The organism is Terrabacter terrigena, assembly GCF_042676085.1.
Taxonomy (GTDB): domain Bacteria; phylum Actinomycetota; class Actinomycetes; order Actinomycetales; family Dermatophilaceae; genus Terrabacter; species Terrabacter terrigena.
Window position 1 is genome coordinate 397,970 of the sequence record NZ_JBHTKH010000001.1, and the last position, 21,660, is coordinate 419,629.

Genomic DNA, 21,660 nt, shown 5'->3' on the forward strand with positions numbered 1-21,660 from the left:
ACGCCGAAGGGGAGCAGTGCCGTCAGGCACCACTCCCCTTCGCGCGAGCGCTTCGTCAGGACGGGTCGTCGAGCTTCGAGCCGCTCGTCTGCTGCACCTGCGTGAGGAACTCGTAGTTCGTCCGCGTCTTCTTGAGGCGGTCGATCAGCAGCTCGATGGCCTGCTGCGGGTCGAGTGCCGCGAGCACCCGGCGCAGCTTCCACATGATCTTCAGCTCCTCGCTCGCGAGGAGGATCTCCTCGCGGCGCGTGCCGGAGCTGTTGATGTCGACGGCCGGGAAGATCCGGCGGTTGGCCAGGTCGCGGTTGAGCCGAAGCTCCATGTTCCCGGTGCCCTTGAACTCCTCGAAGATCACCTCGTCCATCTTCGAGCCGGTCTCGACGAGGGCCGTCGCGAGGATGGTGAGAGAGCCACCGTTCTCGATGTTGCGCGCCGCCCCGAAGAACTTCTTCGGCGGGTAGAGCGCGGCCGAGTCGACACCACCGGAGAGGATGCGACCGCTCGCCGGGGCCGCCAGGTTGTAGGCACGGCCGAGCTTGGTGATCGAGTCGAGCAGCACGACGACGTCGTGGCCCAGCTCGACGAGACGCTTGGCGCGCTCGATGGCGAGCTCGGCGACCGTGGTGTGGTCCTCGGCCGGCCGGTCGAAGGTCGAGGAGATGACCTCGCCCTTGACGGCGCGCTGCATGTCGGTGACCTCCTCGGGGCGCTCGTCGACGAGGACGACCATGAGGTGGCACTCAGGGTTGTTCGTCGTGATCGCGTTGGCGAGGGTCTGCATGATCATCGTCTTGCCGGCCTTGGCCGGGGCGACGATGAGGCCGCGCTGGCCCTTGCCGATCGGCGCGACGAGGTCGATGATGCGCGTCGTCAGGACGTTCGGCTCGGTCTCGAGGCGCAGCCGCTGCTGCGGGTAGAGCGGGGTCAGCTTGCCGAACTCGACCCGCTTGGCGGCCTCCTCGGGCGTGGTGCCGTTGACCGTGTCGAGGCGGACGAGGGCGTTGAACTTCTGGCGCCCCACGTTGCCCGAAGGCTGCTCGCCGTCGCGCAGCGCCTTGACCGCGCCGGTGACGGCGTCGCCCTTGCGCAGGCCGTTCTTCTTGACCATGCCGAGAGGGACGTAGACGTCGTTCGGGCCGGCGAGGTAGCCGGACGTGCGCACGAACGCGTAGTTGTCCAGCACGTCGAGGATGCCGCCGACCGGCACCAGGACGTCGTCGTCGCCGACCTGCAGGTCGGCGTCGTTCCAGTCCTGGCCGCCCTCGCGGCCACGGCCACGCTTGCGGTCACGGCTGCGCTGGCGGTTGCGGCTGCGGCGGCTGCCGCTGTCGTCGTCGAAGTGCGACTGCTGGCCGCGGGTGTCGCCCGGGCGGCCGTCGTGCTGTCGGTCGCCGCCCTGGTCCTGCTGGCGGTTGTCCTGCTGGCGGTTGTCCTGCTGGCGGTTGTCCTGCTGGCGGTTGTCCTGCTGGCGGTTGTCCTGCGGGCGGTTGTCCTGCTGCCGACTCTGCTGGCGGTCGGCGCGGTCGTTCTGCCGGTCGTTCTGGCGCTCGAAGCGGCTGCCCTGCTGGCGGTCCCCCTGCTGGCGCTCGCCCTGCTGGCGGTCCCCCTGCTGGCGCTCGCCCTGCTGGCGCTCGCCCTGCTGACGGGCCGGACGCTCGGGCTGGCGCTCCGTCTGCTGGCCGCGCCCACGCTGGCGGTTGCCCCGGTCGTCACGGTCGTCACGGCCGGCGGCGTCGGCGGCGTCGGCAGCAGCGTCACGCGACTCGTGCGACGAGCGGTCGTCGCCGGGAGCCTCGGACGGCGTGTGCGCCGGACGCCCGGTCGCGGGGCCGGCCTGGTCGCCGTCCCGCGCGACGGTCGTCGCTGTCGTGTCGGCCGAGGCGACCGCCTCGGTCTTCTTCTCGGCCTGCTCCGTGCCGGCCGAACCCGCCGGGCGGCTGGCGCGCCGCGACGTGCGGGCCGGGGCGGGGGCGTCCGGCGTCTCGCCCTTCGCGGGCGCGGGGGCCTGGGCTGCGGGGGCTGACGAGCCGCCCGCCTGCCGTGCCTTGATGGCCTCGACGAGGTCGCTCTTGCGCATCTTCGTCGTGCCCGTGATGCCCATCGACGACGCGACGCCCTTGAGCTCGTCCAGCTTCATGGCCGACAGGCCGGACAGCGGACGGGTGGTGGTTTCTGACACGAAGGATCCTTCCCCCTCGTTTGCGGCCCGGGAGGTGGGGCGGGCCGGAGCTGGACCAGCTGAACTGGCCGTCTGAGATCCACTTCGGCGCAGAACGCGCCACGAGGCAGGTGACTTCGCCTCAGCGTGGGGGTGATGCACCGTCCTGCGAGTGTCGCGGCTGTGGTGCGCGCCCAGAATACCACCCGGGCGCGTCGGCGCCCGGGCGGATGGCGGGAGTGTCGATGCTCAGCACGCCCTGACCGTGGCGCCGTGCGCGGGCACGCCAGGGGTCAGCCGCTCCCAGTGCGGAGCGAGACGGCCCGCCTGCACGCTGTCGGCCGCGTCGTGCGTCGTCAGCACCAGGACGCTGGGTCCGGCGCCGGAGACGACGGCCGCGTGGCCCTGCGAGCGCAGCAGGTCCACGAGCTGCATCGTGTCGGGATAGGACGGGCGGCGCGCCTCCTGGTGCAGCCAGTCGCGCGTCGCGGCGTGCAGGTGTGACGGGTCGGCTGTGAGCGCGTGCACGAGCAGGGCGGCGCGCCCCGCGGCGGCGGCAGCCGCGGCGAGGGGAACGGTCGCCGGCAGGACGGCGCGAGCGGTACGCGTGGCGAGCTGGGTCTCGGGGACGAAGACGACGACCTCGACGTCGGCGTGCGGCTCGATGCGTGCCGTCACGGTGCGCTCGCCGTGGTCGTGGCCGCTGTCGTCGGGCATCCAGCTGACCGTGAGGCCGCCGAGGGCGCTCGCCGACGCGTTGTCGGGGTGCCCCTCGAGCTCGCTGGACAGGTGCGTCGCCAGCCCGAGGTCCACGGGCACCTCGTCGCCGGTGCCGGGCCAGGCGGCATACGGCTCGGGGCGTGAGGGCGTCGTTCCGAACGAGAGTGCTTGTGCGGCAACGACGCCGGCGACGATGGCAGTGGCCGATGAGCCGAGACCGCGACTGTGCGGCACGCCGTTCGTCGCGACGATGCGCAGACCCGAGGGTGCTTCGACCCCCAGCGAGCGCCAGGTGTGCTGCATCGTCGCCTGCACCAGGTGCCGCTCGTCGGTGGGCACGTCGGCGGCCCCCTCGCCCGCGACCTCGATGACGAGACCCGGCTCGTCGGAGGTCGTGACGACGTAGTCGTCCCAGAGTCCGAGGGCGAGTCCGATGGAGTCGAAGCCGGGGCCGAGGTTGGCGCTGCTCGCCGGCACGCGGACGTGCACGGACCGCCCCGCAGGCACCCGGCTCACGCGGTCAGCCCTCGAGCCCGAGCGCCTGCGCCGCGCTGAAGGCGTCGACGCTGACCCGCTTGGGCACGACGTCGCTGCCGTCGGCGGTGCGCAGTGCCCACTGGGGGTCCTTGAGCCCGTGGCCGGTGACGGTGCAGACGATGCGCGCACCGGGGGGCACGAGGCCGGCTGCGTGGCTCGCGAGCAGGCCGGCCACGGAGGCGGCCGAGCCGGGCTCGACGAAGACGCCCTCCTCGGAGGAGAGGTAGCGGTGCGCGTCGAGGATCTGCTCGTCGGTGACGGCGTCGATGCGGCCTCCGGACTCGTCACGCGCGGCCACCGCCTGCTGCCACGAGGCCGGGTTGCCGATGCGGATGGCCGTGGCGATGGTCTCGGGCTGGTCGACGGGGTGGCCGAGCACGATGGGCGCGGCACCTGCCGCCTGGAAGCCCCACATCGCGGGCAGGCGCGTCGCGGGCCCCGCCGGCGCGTCGGTGACCGGCGAGGCGAGGTACTCGCGGTAGCCACGCCAGTACGCGGTGATGTTGCCTGCGTTGCCGACCGGCAGGCAGTGGACGTCGGGCGCGTCGCCTAGGGCGTCGACGACCTCGAACGCGGCGGTCTTCTGGCCCTCGATGCGGGCGGGGTTGACCGAGTTGACCAGCTCGACGGGGTAGGCCTCGGCGAGCTTGCGCGCGAGCGTCAGGCAGTCGTCGAAGTTGCCGTCGACCTGCAGCAGCGTCGCCCCGTGGGCGATGGCCTGGCTCAGCTTCCCCATCGCGATCTTGCCGTCGGGCACGAGAACGCCACAGGTCATGCCGGCCTTCGTCGCGTATGCCGCCGCCGAGGCCGACGTGTTGCCGGTGCTGGCGCAGATGACGGCCCGCGCACCCTTGCCGGCAGCGACGCTGATGGCTGTGGTCATGCCCCGGTCCTTGAACGAGCCGGTCGGGTTGAGGCCTTCGTACTTGAGGTGCACCTCGGCGCCGACACGCTCGGAGAGCTTCTCGGCGTGGATGAGCGGCGTGCCGCCCTCGTGGAGGGTGACGACCGGAGCCCCCTCGAGCATCGGGAGCCGGTCGGAGTACTCGCGGATGACTCCGCGCCACTGGTGGGCCATCACGAACCTTCCACGCGCATGACGGAGTTGACGCCACGGACGACGTCGAGCGTGCGCAGGCGCTCGACCGTGGACGAGAGGGCGGCGTCGGTCGCGGTGTGGGTCACGATGATGAGGTTGGCCCTCGCGGACTCGCCGTCGGCGGCCGCGACGAGCTGCTGGCGCACGGTCTCGATCGACACGTCGTGGTCGGCGAAGGCGGCGGCGACCTGTGCGAGCACGCCGGAGCGGTCCTCGACGTCGAGGCTGATGTGGTACCTCGTCTCGGCGTCGCCCATCGTGAGGACGGGCAGGTCGGCGTAGCTGGACTCCCCCGGGCCGAGGCCGCCGCCGACGCGGTGGCGGGCGACCGCGACGAGGTCGCCGAGCACCGCCGAGGCCGTGGGGTCGCCACCGGCGCCCTTGCCGTAGAACATCAGCTCGCCCGCGGCGTCCGCCTCGACGAACACGGCGTTGAACGCCTCACGGACCCCGGCGAGCGGGTGCGAGCGCGGGATCATCGCCGGGTGCACGCGTACGCTGACGCCGCGTTCCCCGCGCTCGCAGATGGCGAGCAGCTTGACGACGGCGTCCATCTCTCGTGCCGCGGCGACGTCTGCCGCCGAGACCTCGGTGATGCCCTCGCGGTAGACGTCTGTGCCCGAGACGCGGGTGTGGAAGGCGAGCGAGGCGAGGATCGCGGCCTTGGCGGCGGCGTCGAAACCCTCGACGTCAGCCGTGGGGTCGGCCTCGGCGTAGCCCAGCGCCTGGGCCTGCTCGACCGCGTCGGAGAAGCCGGCGCCGGTGGTGTCCATCTTGTCCAGGACGTAGTTCGTCGTGCCGTTGACGATGCCGAGCACCTTGCGCACCTCGTCGCCGGCGAGCGACTCGCGCAGCGGCCGCAGCAGCGGGATGGCACCGGCGACGGCGGCCTCGTAGTAGAGGTCGACGCCCTTCTCGGCGGCCGCGGTGTAGAGCGCCGGGCCGTCCTCGGCCAGCAGGGCCTTGTTGGCCGTGACGACCGAGGCCCCGTGGTCCATGGCCCTGAGGATCAGCGAGCGGGCAGGCTCGATGCCGCCGATCACCTCGACGACGACGTCGGCGCGCGTCACGAGTTCGTCGGCATCGGTCGTGAAGAGCGACGGGTCCACGCCGAGCTCCGACCGGTCGCGCCCGCCCCGCCGCACGGCGATGCCGACGATCTCGAGGGGTGCACCGACGCGCGCTGCCATGTCGTCGGCGTGCTCGGTGAGCAGGCGGGCCACGGCTCCACCCACGACACCCGCCCCGAGGAGGGCGACGCGCAACGGCCGGGGGTCACTCACAGCACTGTCCACGGTGCGAATCCTGCCGCCTGTCCGGGATCTGGACGTCCATTGTTTCGCGATCCGGACATGGACGGCGCAGGATCTGCGGCGACATCAGACGTCGAGCGCGAGCAGGTCGTCGATCGACTCGCGCCGCACGATGACGCGCGCCACGCCGTCGCGCACCGCCACGACCGGGGGCCGCGGCGTGTGGTTGTACTGGCTCGAGAGCGACCGGCAGTAGGCCCCGGTGCCGGGCACGGCCACGAGGTCACCCGCCGTCACGTCGGCGGGCAGGAACTCGTCCTTGACGACGATGTCGCCGCTCTCGCAGTGCTTTCCGACCACCCGGGCAAGCACCGGGTCAGCCTGAGAGGCACGGTTCGCGAGCGTGCACGAGTAGTTGGCGTCGTAGAGGGCGGTGCGCACGTTGTCGCTCATGCCGCCGTCGACCGAGACGTAGACGCGCTGCGCCCCGCCGTCGAGCTCGACCGGCTTCACGGTGCCCACCTCATAGAGCGTGAAGGTGCTCGGCCCGGCGATGGCACGGCCCGGCTCGACCGAGATGCGGGGCACGGCGACGCCGTCGGCGCGGCACTCGCGCTCGATGATCTCGGCCATGCCGGCGGCGAGGTTCTTCGGGGGCAGGGGGTCGTGCTCGGTCGTGTAGGCGATGCCGAACCCGCCGCCGAGGTCGAGCTCGGGCAGCTCGGTGCCGAGCTCGCGGGCGATCTGCGTGTGGAGACCGACGATGCGCCGGGCCGAGACCTCGAACCCGGACGTGTCGAAGATCTGCGAGCCGATGTGGCTGTGGAGGCCGAGCAGTCGCAGCGACTCCGGCCTGCCCAGGATGCGGCGCGCCGCCTCGAAGGCGTGACCTCCCGAGAGCGACAACCCGAACTTCTGGTCCTCGTGGGCCGTGGCGATGAACTCGTGCGTGTGGGCCTCGACGCCGACCGTGACGCGGATGAGGACGGGTGCGACCACTCCGAGCTCGGTCGCGACCGCGGCCACCCGGTCGATCTCGTCGAACGAGTCGACGACGATGCGCCCGACGCCGTACTCGAGGGCGGCACGGATCTCGGCGATGCTCTTGTTGTTGCCGTGCACGCCGATGCGTTCGCCGGGCACGCCGGCGCGGATCGCGACGGCGAGCTCTCCTCCGGTGCACACGTCGAGGCTCAGTCCCTCGTCGAGGATCCACCGCGCGACCTCGGTGCACAGGAACGCCTTGCCGGCGTAGAACACGTCGGCGCCCCCCGACAGGCTGTCGAACACCTCGGCGTACGTCTGCTTGAAATCCCTTGCGCGCGAACGGAAGTCGTCCTCGTCGATAATGTATGCCGGCGTGCCGAAATCGCGTGCGAGGTCGGCCACGCTCACCCCACCCACGGTGAGGACACCGTCGGCACCACGTCCGACGGACGTCGCCCAGAGCGAGGGCACGAGGGCGTTGACATCGACGGGGGTCTGGAGCCACGCGGGGCCGCGATAGCCCTCGGCGTGCAGCGCTCCTGCTTCGTGTGCGCGCATTCCTACATCCTCTCGGGGGCCGGCGCGCCCAGGCGCGCGAGTCCATTGCGCAAGACGACCCGGACGGCGTCGGCGAGCAGCAGACGCGCCGCGTGGACGGACCGCACCGGTTCGTCCACGACCGCGGGTCGCAGGGGGTGGTCCCAGCCGTCGGCGAGGTCGGCCAGGTCGGTGACGGCGCGACGCTGCTGCGCCGCGTCGCCGGTGTGGGTGTCGAGCCGTTGGGGCAGGTCAGCGAGCGCCACGAGCAGGTGCCGCTCGACGACGTGGGTCAGGTGCTCGACGCGGGCCGAGTCACGCCGCTCGACACCGGCAGCCTCGGCGTTGCGGATGAGGCGGCAGAGCCGGGCGTGGGCGAGCTGGGCCCCCAGGACGGGGTCACCGGGCCCCCTGCTGCCGGGCGCCTCGGCACAGACGGGAAGGGTCACCGCGTCGCCGAGGGCGTAGTCGTCCTGGTGCTCGAGGACGTGGGCGACGATCGCGGACCGCGCGGCGTCGTCGAGCGTCACGGCGATCAGGCCGCTCGGTGCGACCTCGACCGCGGCAACGGGCTTCTGGAGGGTGAGTCCCTGCGCGAGGACCCGCGCCAGGTCACGAGGGCCGAGCCCGAGCCGCGGCGCCCACCGCTGGGCCACGGGTGTCACCCAGTCGGCCACCACCCCGGCCGCCCGGGTGTCCGTCGGTCGGAAGATGGCACCGTCGGGCGGACCTGAAGCCGCCCCACCCGGCAGCTCCCCACAGCGTACGGCCTCCGCGGCGACCTGCTCGAGGAGGGCGCGCAGCTGCTCCGGCGTCATGGCGCCGAGTCTACGAGGGGACCTCCGGCCCGCAGCCGGGGCACCGGCCTCGCGCCCGGAACGCCACGTATCGCCGCACCGGCGCCCGGTCGTGCCGGGGCCATGGCTTTCGCGAGTGTCGTGGCGATACGGCGAGAGGCCGGCCCGGAAGGCGCTCAGCGCCTCCAGGTCGGCCTCTCGTATCGTGCCCCCGGCAGTGTCCGATCTCAGGACATCGGAATGGGGTGTCTCAGGTCATCGGAATGGCGTGTCGCAGGACATCGGAATGACCGGCTCCGGCAGGGTCGGCGGTGTCGAAGCGTCGTCTTGTCATCAGTGCCGTCCTGGCCGGTTCCTCGCAGTCGGAAGTCGCCCGCAGGTACGGGGTCTCGCAAGGCTGGATCAGTCGCCTGATGTCCCGATACCGGCTCGAAGGAGACGCGGCGTTCGAGCCCGCCTCTCCCGGGCCCCGCGCACCTCCCCGACGGCGACCAGCGCGCAGGTCGTGGCGCTGATCCTGCAGCTGCGCACCGAGCTGACCGGCAGCGGGCACGACGCCGGCGCCGACACCATCGGCTGGCACCTGCAACACCGCCACCAGGTGAACGTCTCCCGGGCCACGATCCACCGGATCCTGGTCCGCCACGACGCGGTCACCCCGGACCCGCGCAAACGCCCCCGCTCCTCCTACATCCGGTTCGAGGCCGACCAGCCCAACGAGACCTGGCAGTCCGACTTCACCCACTACCGCCTCGCCGATGGCACCGACGTGGAGATCATCACCTGGCTCGATGACCACTCCCGCTACGCACTGCACGTCAGCGCCCACCCGCGGATCACCGGCCAGACCGTGGCCGCCACGTTCACCAGCACCGCCGCGTCGCACGGCCACCCGGCCTCCACCCTGACCGACAACGGCATGGTCTACACCGTCCGCTTCGCCGGCGGCCGCGGCGGCCGCAGCCGCCTCGAGGCCGAGCTACGCCGGCTCGGGATCACCCAGAAGAACTCCCGCCCGAACCACCCCACCACCTGCGGCAAGGTCGAACGCTTCCAACAGACCCTGAAGAAGTGGCTGCGCGCCCAACCCGTGCAGCCACACACCCTGACCGCCCTGCAGGCGCTGCTCGACACCTTCCAGCAGCAGTACAACCACGACCGGCCCCATCGCTCCCTGCCCCACCGCGCCACCCCAGCAGCCGCCTACGCCGCCCGACCCAAAGCCCGCCCCGGCGACCGCAGCAGCGACACCCACGACCGCGTCCGCACCGACAAGGTCTCCAAGACCGGCAACGTGACCCTGCGCCACAACGGACGCCTGCACCACATCGGCCTCGGACGAACCCACGCCGGAACCTACGTCCGCCTCCTGGTCCACGACCTGCAGATCACCATCATCGACGCCACCACCGGCGAGGTCCTACGACAGCTCCTCCTGGACCCCTCACGCGACTACCAACCCACCGGCCACCGCAAAAACCAATGAGCCGGACCTACATTCCGTAGGTCCGGCTCATTCCGATGTCCTGAGACATCACATCGTGCCCCCGGCAGGATTCGAACCTGCGCTCCCGCCTCCGGAGGGCGGTGCTCTATCCCCTGAGCTACGGGGGCGGTGCGCACTTTCGTGCGCCCGGTGAGATTAGCAGCCGAGGCGGCTGACTGCTCAATGCACCCCCGGGACCGCCCCGACGACCGTGGTGGCGGACTCCGGTGCCTGGTGACGGAGACACTCCGCGACTCGGACCACGGCGTCCGACCCGGACGGGGGTGCCACGATGGGGCGTGCTCATCTCCAAGCCGGTCGCCGAGGCCATCCGCGCCGGGACCGTGACCCAGGCCTTCCGCCGCTGGGACGCTCCTCGGGTCAAGGTGGGCGGCGTGCAGCTGACGCCCGCCGGACTGGTGCGCTTCGACGCCGTGAGCCAGGTGCGCGACCCCGCGAAGCTGACCGAGCGCGACGCGCGCAAGGCGGGCGTGAAGGACCTCGCGACGCTGCAGAAGTTCCTGGCCCCGACCGCCCGCAAGCCCTCCGCCCGCGGCGGCCGCGGTGGTGACAAGGTGTATCGGGTGCGATTGAGCTGGGCCGGTGAGGACCCGCGAATCGCCTTGCGCGAGAGGCTCCCCGACGACGGCACGCTTGAGGACCTCGCGACCAGGCTGGCTCGGCTCGATGCGCGACCGAGCGGCCCCTGGACGCGCGACATCCTCGAGTGGATCCGCGACAACCCCCGGGTGGTGTCGAAGGAGCTGGCCGCTCTGCGCGGCTGCGAGCTGCTGCCGATGAAGGTCGACATCCGCAAGCTCAAGGCCCTCGGGCTGACCATCAGCCACGAGGTCGGATACGAGATCTCGCCGCGCGGCGCGGCCTACCTCGAGTGGGCCGCCCGGCACGGGCGCTGACTGCTTCGCGAGCCACCCAGGTGTCCGCGAACGCCTCGGGCAGGGTGACGGTCAGCAACGCTCCCCCGCCGTCGGCAGCTCCGAGCACCAGCTCTCCCCCGAGGTCGCGCACCGTGTCCCTCAACAGGTGCAGGCCGACGTGTCCCTGCCCGGAGCCCACGGGACGGACCCTGGCGGCGAGGCCTGCGGGATCGCGCGGGCCGATGCCGTCGTCGCGCACGGTGACGACCACCTGGTGCCCGACGACGCGGGCGCGCAGCAGGACCGACGAGGCCTCGGCGTGCTTGAGGACGTTGCGCAGGCCCTCACGGACGGAGCGGTAGACCACCTGGACCATTGGCATGCCGGACCGGTCCAGGGCCGGGTCGAGGTCGACCTCGACGTCGAGGCCCGACGCCCGGGCATGGTCGGCGAGCCACTCGACGGCCGGCACCAGGCCACCCTCGGCGAGGTCGGCCGGGTAGATGTCGGTCATGAGCGAGCGCAGTCCTTCGGCGTCGCGCTTGAGCCCCGACGACAGTTCCCCGACGATCGAGCGAGCCCGGGTCGCCTCTCGCGGGAGGTCGTCGACCAGGGCGCCCATCAGGTAGCCGAAGCCCGCGAGGTCCTGGAGGACGCCGTCGTGCAGGTCGTCGGCGATGCGGCGGCGCTCGAGGTCCGACGCCGAGAGGGCGTGGCCCAGCATCGTGCTGCGGTCGGCCTCTCCGCGCTCGACCCTGCGCGCCAGCGACACGGCCAGCGGCAGCACCATGACCGCGAAGAGGATCAGCGAGCCGAGGCCCAGCAACGCCAGCCGGCCGAGCAGGGCCGCCTCGTCCTCGTGGAGCGGGTCGGCCGTCCAGTAGGACTCGAAGACGAGGGGCACCCCTTCCGCGTCGTGCAGGCCGGCATACACCTCGAGCAGCTCGCCGCTGCCTCGCTCCTCGGCGTTCTCGGCCTTCGACAGGTCCGACACTGCGGCCGTGACGTTCTCGGAGCCGAAGAGCTCGGCCACGTCGGGGTCGAGGGGGAAGGTGTCTCCGACGAGGTCGGTCTCGTCGGACCACAGGACCCGGCCTTCCTGCGTCCAGATCTTCATGTGGACGATCGACCCGTCCTTCATGCGGCTGCGGAGGAGGTAGTCGAGCGTGCCCGTGGGGCCCGGCTCACCGGCGCGCACGTGCCGGTCCACCAGAGGGGCGACGACGGCGCGCGCGAGCCCCGAGCCACGGACCGCGGCGTCGCGCAGGGCGATCTGCGATGCCAGCGGTCGGGCCAGCAGCACGGTGCCGACGCCGACCAGCACCAGCGCGGCGAGGGTCCAGAGCAGGAACCGGCGCAGCGCCGAGCGCCTCACCCCGTCGGGCAGGGGGTCCGCAGGACGCAGCAGCGCCACGTCAACCAGTCCCTCTGAGGCTCACCATCCCCAGCCTGCTGGCGGTCACCACGGCTTCGAGCTGCGAGTGCGCGCCCAGCTTCGCGAGCACGCTCTTGATGTGCCCACGGCTCGTGAGCACGGCGATGCCGAGGGTCCGCGCGATCTCGGCTGCGTCACGCCCCTCGGCGAGCAGCCCGAGCACCTCGGCCTCGCGTGAGGTGAGGTCGACGGGCGGCAGCCCCCGGGCAGTCTGCGAGCCCATGAGTCCGCGCAGCAGCTTCGGGTGCACGTGGAAGCCGTCCCGGGACGCCGAGTGGACGGCCGTCAGGACGTCCTCCCACGAGCCGTCCTTGGGCAGCAGAGCGCACGCGCCGGCGTCCGCCGCACGCCTCAGCAGGCCCTGGTCGAGGTGCGCGGTCAGCACGATGACGCGAAGGTCGGGCAGCCTCTTGGTCAGCTCCGCCGTCAGGGCGATGCCGTCGTCGTGGCCGAGCCGCACGTCCATGAGCACCGCGTCGGGGGTCTCGCGCTGGAGCAGCTCGAGCGCCGACACGGCCGTGTAGGCGACCCCGGTGCAGGTCAGGCCCGCCTCGCGCTCGACGGCGAAGGCCATCGCGTCGGCGACGGCGCGGTGGTCGTCGACGACGGCCACGGTCAGCTGCGCGAACGGCTCGACGTCGTCGCCGACGTGCTGCAAGTGCCCAACGGGCAGGACACGACCCATCTGATCCCCCATGTGTTCGATTGCGGGCACCCCCTCCCGTCCGGCAATTATCACAAGGCCGGGACGTCGGGGCAGGGCTTTCACCCCAAATCTTGGGGAGGGGTTCTCCCGCCGGTGGGTGTGGTCGCTGGCTCGACGACGACTCAGGCTGTAGGGGTGCCGGTTGCCTCCCCGACGGTGACCCGGTCGTACCGCCCTCCCCGGACCGGTGTCATCCACGGTGGCCGCGCGCCACCGGCTGAGGCCCGCCGGCCGCCCCGCGGCCGGCGGGCCTCAGCGCTGCGTGGTGTCGGTGACCTCGCCGACGAGCTCCTCGAGGACGTCCTCGAGGAAGACGACGCCGGTCACCGCGGCGTCGGCGTCGATGACGCGCGCGAGGTGGGCCCCGGTCAGCTGCATCGTGGCGAGGACGTCCTCGATGTCGTCGGCCTCGCGGACGGTCGCGAGCCGGCGGATGCGCTTGGGTGGGATGGGCTGCTCGTGACGCTCGTCGTCGGCGTACAGCACGTCCTTGAGGTGGATGTAGCCTGCGATCTCGCCGGCCGCGTCGAGCACGGGGTAGCGCGAGAAGCCCTGCTTCGCGACGAGCCGCTCGATGTCGGCGGGGGTCGCGCCGAGCTCGACGGTCGTCAGCTCGTCGGTGCCCACGGCCACGTCGCGGGCGAGCTTGTCGGAGAACTCGAGGGTCTTGGCGACGAGACCGTGCCGCTCCTCCTCGATGAGTCCCTCGCGACGTGACTCGCCGACGATGTGCGCGACCTCCTCGACGGTGAAGGCGGAGGTGATCTCGTCCTTCGGCTCGACCCGGAAGAGCCGCACCAGCGCTTTGGCGACGGTCTCCATCGCGTGCACGATCGGGCGGAGGGTGCGGGAGATGAGGAAGAGCGGCGGCACCAGCACGAGCGCGGCCCGGTCGGGCCCGGCGATGGCGAGGTTCTTCGGGATCATCTCGCCGACGACGACGTGCAGGTAGCTGACGATGAGCAGCGCGAGCGCGAGGGCGACCCCACCGGCCCAGGCCTCGGACAGGCCCCAGGCGTGGAAGACGGGCTCGAGCAGGTGGTGCAGCGCCGCCTCGGCGAGTGCACCGAGACCGACCGAGCACACCGTGATGCCGAGCTGTGCCGTCGCGAGCATCGAGCCGAGCCGTTCGAGCGCGAGCAGGCACGATGCAGCCCGCTTGCTGCCGGCGTCGGCGAGCGGCTCGAGCGTCGAGCGACGCACGGCCATCGCCGCGAACTCCGCACCGACGAAGAACGCGTTGCCGACGAGGAGCAGGAGCGAGACCACGTAGGCCCAGAGCCCGTTCACGACCGCCCTCCCTCGTCACCCGAGGACGTATGCCGTGTGCCGGTGCGCGCTGGCGCGTCGCCGGCCCGGCCCCGCGGTTCGTCGACGCCGTCCGTGCCGCGGTGGTGCGTCGGGTCGGAGCCCGGCAGCGAGTCGGGGTCGGGCACGAAGCGGAGGCGGTCGACCCGACGCCCCTCCATCCCGACGACGTTGATGCGCCATCCGGGCAGGGAGACCACGTCGCCGACGACGGGCACGCGGCCGAGCACGTGCATGACGTAGCCGCCCATCGACTCGTACGTGTGGCCGTCGGGGACGTCGGCGTCGAAGGCGTCGCGCACCTCGTCGGGCCGCCACAGCCCGGGAACCGTCCACGACCCGTCGACGAGCTCGCGGCCGCCCTGCCTGCTGCGGTCGTGCTCGTCGGAGACCTCCCCGACGATCTCCTCGACGACGTCCTCGAGCGTGACGATGCCCGAGGTGCCCCCGTACTCGTCGACGACGACGGCCATCTGGAACCCACCCTCGCGCAGCTGTCGCAGCAGCGGCGCGAGCCGGATGGTCTCCGGGACGACGAGCCGCTCGGACATCAGGGCCGAGACCGGCACGTCCTTGCGCCGCTCGTGCGGCACCGCCATCGCCTTCTTGACGTGGACCACGCCGTCGATGTCGTCCCAGTCGTCGCCGAGTACGGGGAAGCGGGAGTGGCCGGTGCGTCGCGACAGGCGCAGAACGTCGTCGGCGGACTCGTCACGGTGGACGCCGGTGCACCGCACCCGGGGCGTCATGACGTCGTCGGCCGTGCGTTCCCCGAAGCCGAGCGAGCGCGTCAGCATGCGCGCGGTCGTGACGTCGAGGGTGCCCGCCTCGGCGGAGCGCTGGACGAGGCTCGCGAGCTCCTGCGGTGTGCGGGCACCCGACAGCTCCTCCTGCGGCTCGATCCCGAGGGAGCGGAGGAAGCGGTTGGCCGACCCGTTGAGCACGACGATGAGGGGCTTGGCGACCACGGCGAACACGCGTACGGGCAGGGCCACGACCTTCGCCGTCGAGAGGGGCGCCGAGATGCCGAGGAACTGCGGCAGCAGCTCGCCGAAGACCATGGAGAAGACCGTCGCGAGCACGAGGGCGAGCGAGCTCGAGACCGCGTCGACCGGCCCGTCCCCGAGGCCGAGGCCGCGCAGCGGGCCCGACACAAGCACGCCGATCGAGGGCTGCGCGAGGTAGCCGACCACCAGGGTGGTGATGGTGATGCCGACCTGCGCCGCCGACAGCTGGGTCGACAGCTGCTTGAGCGACTGCAGGACGACGCGCGCGCGTGAGTCCCCCTCGTCGATGGCGCGCTGGACGGTCGGCCGGTCGAGCGCGACGAGCGAGAACTCGGCGGCCACGAACACGGCCGTTCCCGCCGTCAGCAGCACGGCGCCGAGGACGAGGAGCCACTCGGTCACCGCCGCGCCACCCGTCGGGCCGGGACGGTGCGCACCTGGGGTCGGATGGACGTCATGGTGGAGCCACTATAGGGAGCCGTCGCGGGCGCGCGGCTACGCGAGCACTCGTCGTCGTCGGGAATCGGGAGCCCTGTGCTCGGGTGTCCCGTCCTCCTGTCCTACGGTGGCCGCCGGATGCCGTGTGGTTGAGTTGGGCGCGCCGGGGGATGGACTCGGCGGGGCGAGTGGAAGAGGGCATGGTCGTGGGTGCAGGACCTGAGTGGGGCGGCCGCATCGAGGTGCGCGGCCTGACCAAGCGGTTCGGCTCGTTCACCGCGGTCGACCACCTCGACTTCGACGTCGAGCCCGGTCGGGTGACCGGGTTCCTCGGCCCCAACGGGAGTGGCAAGACGACCACGCTGCGCATGCTGCTCGGCCTCGTGCGCGCCACCGCCGGCACGGCGACGATCGACGGCCACCGCTACCGCGACATCCCCAACCCGCTCACGGTGGTCGGGTCGGCACTCGAGGCCACGAACTTCCACCCGGGACGCACCGGGCGCAACCACCTGCGGGTCCAGGCGGCCGTCGCCGGCGTGCCCGACCGGCGCGTCGACGAGCTGCTCGAGCTCGTCGGCATCCCCGCAGCGGCCCGCAAGCGCGCCGGGGGCTACTCCATGGGTATGCGCCAGCGGCTCGGTCTCGCCGCGGCGCTGCTGGGCGACCCGCGCGTCATCATCCTCGACGAGCCGGCCAACGGCCTCGACCCCGAGGGCATCCGCTGGCTGCGCGGCTTCCTGCGCCACCTCGCCGACGAGGGCCGCACGCTGCTCATCTCGAGCCACATGCTCTCGGAGGTCGAGCAGACGGTCGACGACGTCGTCATCATCGCCAACGGCAAGCGCGTCGCGCAGGGGACGGTCGCCGAGCTGCGAGGCAACCCGACGGCATACGTCCGCACGTCCGACCCCGACCGGCTGGCGGAGGGTCTGCGGCGTCGCGGGCTCGCCGTGACCGCGGCAGGTCGCGGACTCCGGGTCACGACCGACGACCTCGCGAGCGTCGGCGACGTCGCCCACGCGAGCGACGTCGCGATCCACGAGCTGCGCTCGGAGCAGACCCACCTCGAGGAGCTCTTCTTCAACCTCACCGAGAGAGACGAGTTCCGCAACCGCAACCTCCTCTCCCAGTCCGGGCCCGACGGAGCGCCGTCCGGGGCGCCGTCCGGGGCGCCGTCCGGGGCGCCGACCGACCTCCCCCCGCCGAGCGGACCGCCGATCGACCCCGCCCTGCTCGCCGAGCCGGGCCTGCACACCCGCCGAGACGGAGACGCACGATGACCGCCGTGCGCGCCGAGCTGCGCAAGCTCTTCACCACCAGGCTCTGGTGGGGCATGGCGATCGCCGTGCTGCTGAGCGGCGCCGCCTTCGCCGTGCTCTTCGCGTTCGTGTTCACCAGCGACGCGGTGCAGGGGCCCCAGGCCGCCGTCGCGCCCCGCACCGACGCCGCCATCGCCAAGGCCGTCTTCACCGGCGGGCTGCAGGTCGGCTACCTCCTGACGCTGGCGATCGGGGTGCTCACGATCGGCTCCGAGTACCGCCACCAGACCGTCACCGCGACCTTCCTCGCCATCCCCCGCCGCGGACGGGTCATGGCGGCGAAGGTGGCTGCGCTGCTCGTCGTCGGCGCCTTCTACGGAGTGCTCTCCCTGGCCGGCGCGGTCGGCGCCGGGTCGCTGGTGCTCGGCTCGAAGGGCATCGCTCCCTTCGCCGACACGTCGATCTGGCGCACCCTGGCGCTCTGCCTGCTCGTCCTGGGACTCTGGGCCCTCATCGGGCTCGGCGCCGGCATCCTCATCCCCAACCAGATCGCCGCCCTGCTCATCTCGGTCGCTGTGGCCTGGATCGTCGAGCCGGTGCTGGGCCTCGTCCTCGCCCTCACCGAGTGGGGCAAGAACATCTCGCCCTACCTTCCGAGCCGGGCCACGAGTGCGATGGTCGAGTCGACGAGCGGTGGCTTCGACGGGCAGCCGATCGAGCAGCTCTCGTGGTGGGCCGGGGCCCTCGTGCTCGTCGCGTATGCCGTCGTGATGGCCGGGCTCGGCACGTGGCGCACGCTGCGCGCCGACATCAGCTGAACACCCGTCGGGGCGCCGATACGAGCGCGCCGCAAGGCCGCTCGGGCCTGTTCTGTCAACGTGAGAAAGGCCTCGGCCACACCCCGGCTCGACATCCGAGCCGCCGTCGGGTATCGGAGCGTTCGGGGCTAGGCTGGACCCCTGTATACGCAACGTCGCTCCCAAGCCAAACGAAAGAGGCGCATTCGCCGTGTCCGATCAGTCCACGTCCGGTGACCCGATAGCAGCGTTCGGGCCGAACGAATGGCTCGTCGACGAGCTCTACCAGCAGTTCCTCACCGACAAGTCGTCGGTCGACAAGGCCTGGTGGGGGTTCTTCGAGGACTACCGGCCGAGTGAGGCCGACACGAGCTCGAGCACCACCGCGGCCCCGAGCCGCACGGCGACCGCGACGAAGCCCGACCCCAGCACCGCGCCGACCCCCAACGGGTCGAGCAACGGCGCCCCCGCCCCGGCCGGCCCCGCCACCGCGCCGAGCGCCGCCACCTCGGCCGCACAGCCCAAGGCCGCCGCCCAGCCGCCGGCCACCGCGGCGCCCGAGGCGGCCCCCGCCGCCCCCACAGAGGCGAAGACCGAGCCGAAGACCGAGCCGAAGACCGAGCCGAAGACCGAGCCGAAGACCGAGCCCGTCGCCGAGGCGCCGAAGCCCCGCGACATCCCCGCCGTCAAGGGCACAGGCCCGGTCAACGAGGACGTCGTCACGCCGCTGCGCGGTGCGCCCTCGCGGGTCGTGTCCAACATGGAGGTCTCGCTGACGGTGCCGACCGCGACGAGCGTGCGCGCCGTCCCGGCCAAGCTGCTCATCGACAACCGCGTCGTCATCAACAACCACCTCGCCCGCTCCCGCGGCGGCAAGGTCAGCTTCACCCACCTCATCGGCTACGCCATGGTCAAGGCCCTGGCGATCATGCCCGAGATGAACAACGGCTTCACCGAGGTGAACGGCAAGCCGGCGCTGGTGCAGCCCGCCCACGTCAACTTCGGCCTCGCCATCGACCTGCAGAAGCCCGACGGCAGCCGTACCCTCGTCGTCCCGTCGGTCAAGTCGGCCGAGGAGATGGACTTCGTGCACTTCTGGACCGCCTACGAGGACATGGTCCGCAAGGCGCGCAACAACAAGCTGACCGTCGAGGACTTCCAGGGCACGACCATCTCGCTGACGAACCCCGGCGGCATCGGCACCGTGCACTCGGTCCCGCGCCTCATGGCCGGCCAGGGCGCCATCATCGGCGTCGGCGCCCTCGACTACCCCGCCGAGTGGCAGGGCGCGAGCACCGAGACGCTCAACCGCAACGCGGTGAGCAAGATCATCACGCTCACCTCGACCTACGACCACCGCATCATCCAGGGCGCCCAGAGCGGTGACTTCCTGCGCATCATCCACCAGCTGCTCCTCGGCGAGAACCGCTTCTACGACGAGATCTTCGAGTCGCTGCGCATCCCCTACGAGCCGGTCCGGTGGATCCAGGACATCGACTCCTCCCACGACGACGACATCAACAAGGTCGCCCGCGTCCAGGAGCTCATCCACGCGTACCGTGTGCGCGGCCACCTCATGGCCGACACCGACCCGCTCGAGTACAAGCAGCGTCGCCACCACGACCTCGACGTCACGACGCACGGTCTGACCCTGTGGGACCTCGACCGCACGTTCGCGACCGGCGGCTTCGGCGGCTTCCCGTTCCTCAAGCTGCGCAAGGTCCTCGGCATCCTGCGCGACTCGTACTGCCGCACGGTCGGCATCGAGTACATGCACATCCAGGACCCCGAACAGCGCAAGTGGATCCAGAACAAGGTCGAGCGGCCCTACGAGAAGGCCAACCGCGACGAGCAGATGCGCATCATGCGCCGCCTCAACGCGGCCGAGGCGTTCGAGACGTTCCTGCAGACGAAGTTCGTCGGCCAGAAGCGCTTCTCGCTCGAGGGCGGCGAGTCCGTCATCGCCCTGCTCGACCGCATCCTGTGCCGTGCCGCGAGCGAGAAGCTCGACGAGGTCTGCATCGGCATGCCGCACCGTGGCCGCCTCAACGTGCTCGCCAACATCGCGGGCAAGTCCTACGGCCAGATCTTCCGCGAGTTCGAGGGCACCCAGGACCCCAAGTCGGTCCAGGGCTCCGGCGACGTGAAGTACCACCTCGGCACCGAGGGCGAGTTCGTCTCCGAGGACGGCAGCAAGACGAAGGTGTACCTCGCGGCCAACCCGTCGCACCTCGAGGCCGTCAACCCCGTGCTCGAGGGCATCGTCCGCGCCAAGCAGGACCGGCTCAACCTCGCCGGTGAGTCGTTCACCGTGCTTCCCGTGCTCCTGCACGGCGACGCGGCCTTCGCGGGCCAGGGTGTCGTGGCCGAGACGCTCAACCTCTCGCAGCTGCGCGGCTACCGCACCGGCGGCACGATCCACGTCGTCATCAACAACCAGGTCGGCTTCACGACGTCGCCGAGCAGCTCGCGCTCGTCGGTGTACTCCACCGACGTGGCGCGGATGATCCAGGCGCCGATCTTCCACGTGAACGGCGACGACCCCGAGGCGTGCGTGCGCGTGGCCGAGCTCGCCTACGAGTTCCGCCAGGAGTTCAACAAGGACGTCGTCATCGACCTGGTGTGCTACCGCCGTCGGGGGCACAACGAGGGCGACGACCCGTCGATGACGCAGCCGCTGATGTACAACCTCATCGAGGCCAAGCGCTCGGTGCGCAAGCTCTACACCGAGTCGCTCATCGGTCGCGGTGACATCAGCGTCGAGGACGCCGAGGCGGCACTGCGCGACTACCAGCAGCAGCTCGAGCGCGTCTTCGTCGAGACCCGTGAGGCGATGAAGGCCCAGGCGGCCGGTCCCGCCGGGGGCGGCCACCGCGACTCCGACGCCCCCGACAACGCCGGCCTCGAGAGGCCGACGGCGCAGGTGCTCGACGACGAGGCGCCGGTGCGCTCGGCCACCGAGACGGGCGTTCCGGCGAGCGAGATCGTCCACATCGGCGAGACGTTCGCCAACCCGCCGCGGGGCTTCACGATCCACCCGAAGCTCAAGCAGCTCATGGACAAGCGCGCCCAGATGGTGCACGAGGGCGGCATCGACTGGCCGATGGCCGAGCTCCTCGCCTTCGGAACGCTGCTCAAGGAGGGCACCCCGATCCGCCTCGCGGGTCAGGACAGCCGCCGCGGCACGTTCGTGCAGCGTCACGCGGTGCTCATCGACAAGGACACCGCGGAGGAGTGGACACCGCTGCTCTACCTCGGCGAGGGCCAGGCCCGGTTCTGGGTCTACGACTCGCTGCTGTCCGAGTACGCCGCGATGGGCTTCGAGTACGGCTACTCCGTCGAGCGTCCCGATGCCCTCGTGCTCTGGGAAGCGCAGTTCGGCGACTTCGGCAACGGCGCCCAGACGATCGTCGACGAGTTCATCTCCAGCTCCGAGCAGAAGTGGGGCCAGCGCAGCTCGGTCGTGCTGCTCCTCCCCCACGGCTACGAGGGCCAGGGTCCCGACCACAGCTCGGCGCGCATCGAGCGCTACCTGCAGCTGTGCGCCGAGAACAACATGACCGTGGCCTACCCGTCGACGGCGGCGAGCTACTTCCACCTGCTGCGCCGTCAGGCCTACGCCCGCCCGCGCACGCCGCTCGTCGTCTTCACGCCCAAGTCGATGCTCCGCAGCAAGGCCGCGGCCAGCCCGGTCGAGGCGTTCACGCAGGGTGGCTTCCAGCCGGTCCTCGCCGACCACGAGGGTGCCACCAAGGACGTCACCCGGGTCCTGCTCGCGAGCGGCAAGATCGTGCACGAGCTCGACGCCGAGCGTCAGAAGCGCGGCGACACCTCGACCGCCATCGTGCGCGTCGAGCAGCTCTACCCGATCCCCGAGCAGGAGATCGTCGACGCCGTCGCGAAGTACCCCGACGCCGAGCTGGTCTGGGTCCAGGACGAGCCGCGCAACCAGGGCGCCTGGCCCCTCATGGCCCAGTGGCTGCACGAGGACCTCTGCGACATGGGCGAGACCCGCCCGTGGCGCGTGGTCTCGCGCAAGGCCGCGGCCTCGCCGGCCACCGGCTCGTCGAAGAAGCACGCCGCCGAGCAGGCCGAGCTCATGGAGCGCGCCTTCGGGCGCTGACCTGCCAGCACGACACGAGGGGCCCCGCCGGCACGGCGGGGTCCCTCCGTCGTCCCGCGCCCCCGTCGCGGACCGGTGACCGCCGCTCCCGTGCACGTGTGCGCCCGCTCACGGCCCGCCTCCGCCGGGGCA

Annotated in this window: 14 protein-coding genes, 1 tRNA gene and 1 pseudogene; 5 read left to right on the forward strand and 11 right to left on the reverse strand. The window is 71.7% G+C overall.

Going from position 1 to position 21,660, the window contains the following annotated elements; all coding sequences use genetic code 11:
• Positions 1-55: 55 nt before the first annotated feature.
• The 6 genes from rho to ACFQ2V_RS01880 form a co-directional block, all read right to left on the reverse strand.
• The gene (gene rho, locus ACFQ2V_RS01855) at positions 56-2,137 is read right to left on the reverse strand and encodes a transcription termination factor Rho (protein ID WP_386051032.1); all 2,082 of its coding nucleotides are present in this window, start codon (positions 2,135-2,137) and stop codon (positions 56-58) included.
• Positions 2,138-2,407: 270 nt separating this feature from the next.
• Positions 2,408-3,394 (reverse strand): homoserine kinase, encoded by a 987-nt coding sequence (locus ACFQ2V_RS01860; RefSeq protein ID WP_386050235.1) that lies wholly within the window; start codon positions 3,392-3,394, stop codon positions 2,408-2,410.
• Between the two features lie 4 nt (positions 3,395-3,398).
• On the reverse strand, positions 3,399-4,493 hold the full coding sequence (thrC, locus tag ACFQ2V_RS01865) for a threonine synthase (RefSeq protein WP_386050237.1): 1,095 nt from the start codon (positions 4,491-4,493) through the stop codon (positions 3,399-3,401).
• On the reverse strand, positions 4,493-5,809 hold the full coding sequence (locus tag ACFQ2V_RS01870; RefSeq protein ID WP_386050239.1) for a homoserine dehydrogenase: 1,317 nt from the start codon (positions 5,807-5,809) through the stop codon (positions 4,493-4,495). The genes thrC and ACFQ2V_RS01870 overlap by 1 nt, the downstream gene beginning before the upstream one ends.
• A gap of 84 nt (positions 5,810-5,893) precedes the next feature.
• Positions 5,894-7,312 (reverse strand): diaminopimelate decarboxylase, encoded by a 1,419-nt coding sequence (gene lysA, locus ACFQ2V_RS01875; RefSeq protein ID WP_386050241.1) that lies wholly within the window; start codon positions 7,310-7,312, stop codon positions 5,894-5,896.
• A gap of 2 nt (positions 7,313-7,314) precedes the next feature.
• Entirely contained in the window at positions 7,315-8,109 is a 795-nt protein-coding gene (locus tag ACFQ2V_RS01880; protein ID WP_386050243.1) for a DALR anticodon-binding domain-containing protein, read from the reverse strand.
• Positions 8,110-8,399: 290 nt separating this feature from the next.
• Between ACFQ2V_RS01880 and ACFQ2V_RS01890 the strand changes: the two are divergent.
• Positions 8,400-9,574, forward strand: a pseudogene (locus ACFQ2V_RS01890) (IS481 family transposase).
• A gap of 56 nt (positions 9,575-9,630) precedes the next feature.
• On the opposite strand, the gene ACFQ2V_RS01895 reads toward ACFQ2V_RS01890, so the two are convergent.
• A tRNA-Arg gene (locus tag ACFQ2V_RS01895) sits at positions 9,631-9,702 on the reverse strand.
• Positions 9,703-9,873: 171 nt separating this feature from the next.
• Here ACFQ2V_RS01895 and ACFQ2V_RS01900 point away from each other — a divergent pair.
• On the forward strand, positions 9,874-10,491 hold the full coding sequence (locus tag ACFQ2V_RS01900; protein ID WP_386050248.1) for an ASCH domain-containing protein: 618 nt from the start codon (positions 9,874-9,876) through the stop codon (positions 10,489-10,491).
• Here ACFQ2V_RS01900 and ACFQ2V_RS01905 read toward each other — a convergent pair.
• The 4 genes from ACFQ2V_RS01905 to ACFQ2V_RS01920 form a co-directional block, all read right to left on the reverse strand.
• Positions 10,415-11,866: a sensor histidine kinase gene (locus tag ACFQ2V_RS01905; RefSeq protein WP_386050250.1), complete on the reverse strand. Its 1,452-nt coding sequence runs from the start codon at positions 11,864-11,866 to the stop codon at positions 10,415-10,417. The genes ACFQ2V_RS01900 and ACFQ2V_RS01905 overlap by 77 nt on opposite strands.
• 1 nt (position 11,867) lies before the next feature.
• Positions 11,868-12,584: a response regulator gene (locus ACFQ2V_RS01910; RefSeq protein WP_386050251.1), complete on the reverse strand. Its 717-nt coding sequence runs from the start codon at positions 12,582-12,584 to the stop codon at positions 11,868-11,870.
• Between the two features lie 261 nt (positions 12,585-12,845).
• Positions 12,846-13,883, reverse strand: a complete 1,038-nt coding sequence (locus tag ACFQ2V_RS01915; protein ID WP_386050252.1) for a hemolysin family protein — start codon at positions 13,881-13,883, stop codon at positions 12,846-12,848.
• Positions 13,880-15,310 carry a hemolysin family protein gene (locus ACFQ2V_RS01920; protein ID WP_386050253.1) on the reverse strand — a complete coding sequence of 477 codons (1,431 nt, stop codon included), beginning with the start codon at positions 15,308-15,310 and terminating at the stop codon, positions 13,880-13,882. The genes ACFQ2V_RS01915 and ACFQ2V_RS01920 overlap by 4 nt, the downstream gene beginning before the upstream one ends.
• A 236-nt stretch (positions 15,311-15,546) precedes the next feature.
• On the opposite strand from ACFQ2V_RS01920, the gene ACFQ2V_RS01925 reads away from it, so the two are divergent.
• The 3 genes from ACFQ2V_RS01925 to ACFQ2V_RS01935 all read left to right on the forward strand — a co-directional run bounded on the left by ACFQ2V_RS01925 (position 15,547) and on the right by ACFQ2V_RS01935 (position 21,528).
• Positions 15,547-16,629: an ABC transporter ATP-binding protein gene (locus tag ACFQ2V_RS01925; RefSeq protein WP_386051034.1), complete on the forward strand. Its 1,083-nt coding sequence runs from the start codon at positions 15,547-15,549 to the stop codon at positions 16,627-16,629.
• Positions 16,626-17,426, forward strand: a complete 801-nt coding sequence (locus ACFQ2V_RS01930; RefSeq protein WP_386050255.1) for an ABC transporter permease — start codon at positions 16,626-16,628, stop codon at positions 17,424-17,426. The genes ACFQ2V_RS01925 and ACFQ2V_RS01930 overlap by 4 nt, the downstream gene beginning before the upstream one ends.
• A gap of 190 nt (positions 17,427-17,616) precedes the next feature.
• Positions 17,617-21,528: a multifunctional oxoglutarate decarboxylase/oxoglutarate dehydrogenase thiamine pyrophosphate-binding subunit/dihydrolipoyllysine-residue succinyltransferase subunit gene (locus ACFQ2V_RS01935; protein WP_386050257.1), complete on the forward strand. Its 3,912-nt coding sequence runs from the start codon at positions 17,617-17,619 to the stop codon at positions 21,526-21,528.
• Positions 21,529-21,660 lie beyond the last annotated feature (132 nt).

Excerpts from the sequence above, each read along its gene's own strand:
- rho (WP_386051032.1), bottom strand. The coding sequence starts at position 2,137 with ATGAAGCTGGACGAGCTCAAGGGCGTCGCGTCGTCGATGGGCATCACG.
- lysA (WP_386050241.1), bottom strand. The coding sequence starts at position 7,312 with ATGCGCGCACACGAAGCAGGAGCGCTGCACGCCGAGGGCTATCGCGGC.
- ACFQ2V_RS01910 (WP_386050251.1), bottom strand. The coding sequence starts at position 12,584 with ATGGGGGATCAGATGGGTCGTGTCCTGCCCGTTGGGCACTTGCAGCAC.
- thrC (WP_386050237.1), bottom strand. The coding sequence starts at position 4,493 with ATGGCCCACCAGTGGCGCGGAGTCATCCGCGAGTACTCCGACCGGCTC.
- ACFQ2V_RS01880 (WP_386050243.1), bottom strand. The coding sequence starts at position 8,109 with ATGACGCCGGAGCAGCTGCGCGCCCTCCTCGAGCAGGTCGCCGCGGAG.
- ACFQ2V_RS01930 (WP_386050255.1), top strand. The coding sequence starts at position 16,626 with ATGACCGCCGTGCGCGCCGAGCTGCGCAAGCTCTTCACCACCAGGCTC.
- ACFQ2V_RS01925 (WP_386051034.1), top strand. The coding sequence starts at position 15,547 with ATGGTCGTGGGTGCAGGACCTGAGTGGGGCGGCCGCATCGAGGTGCGC.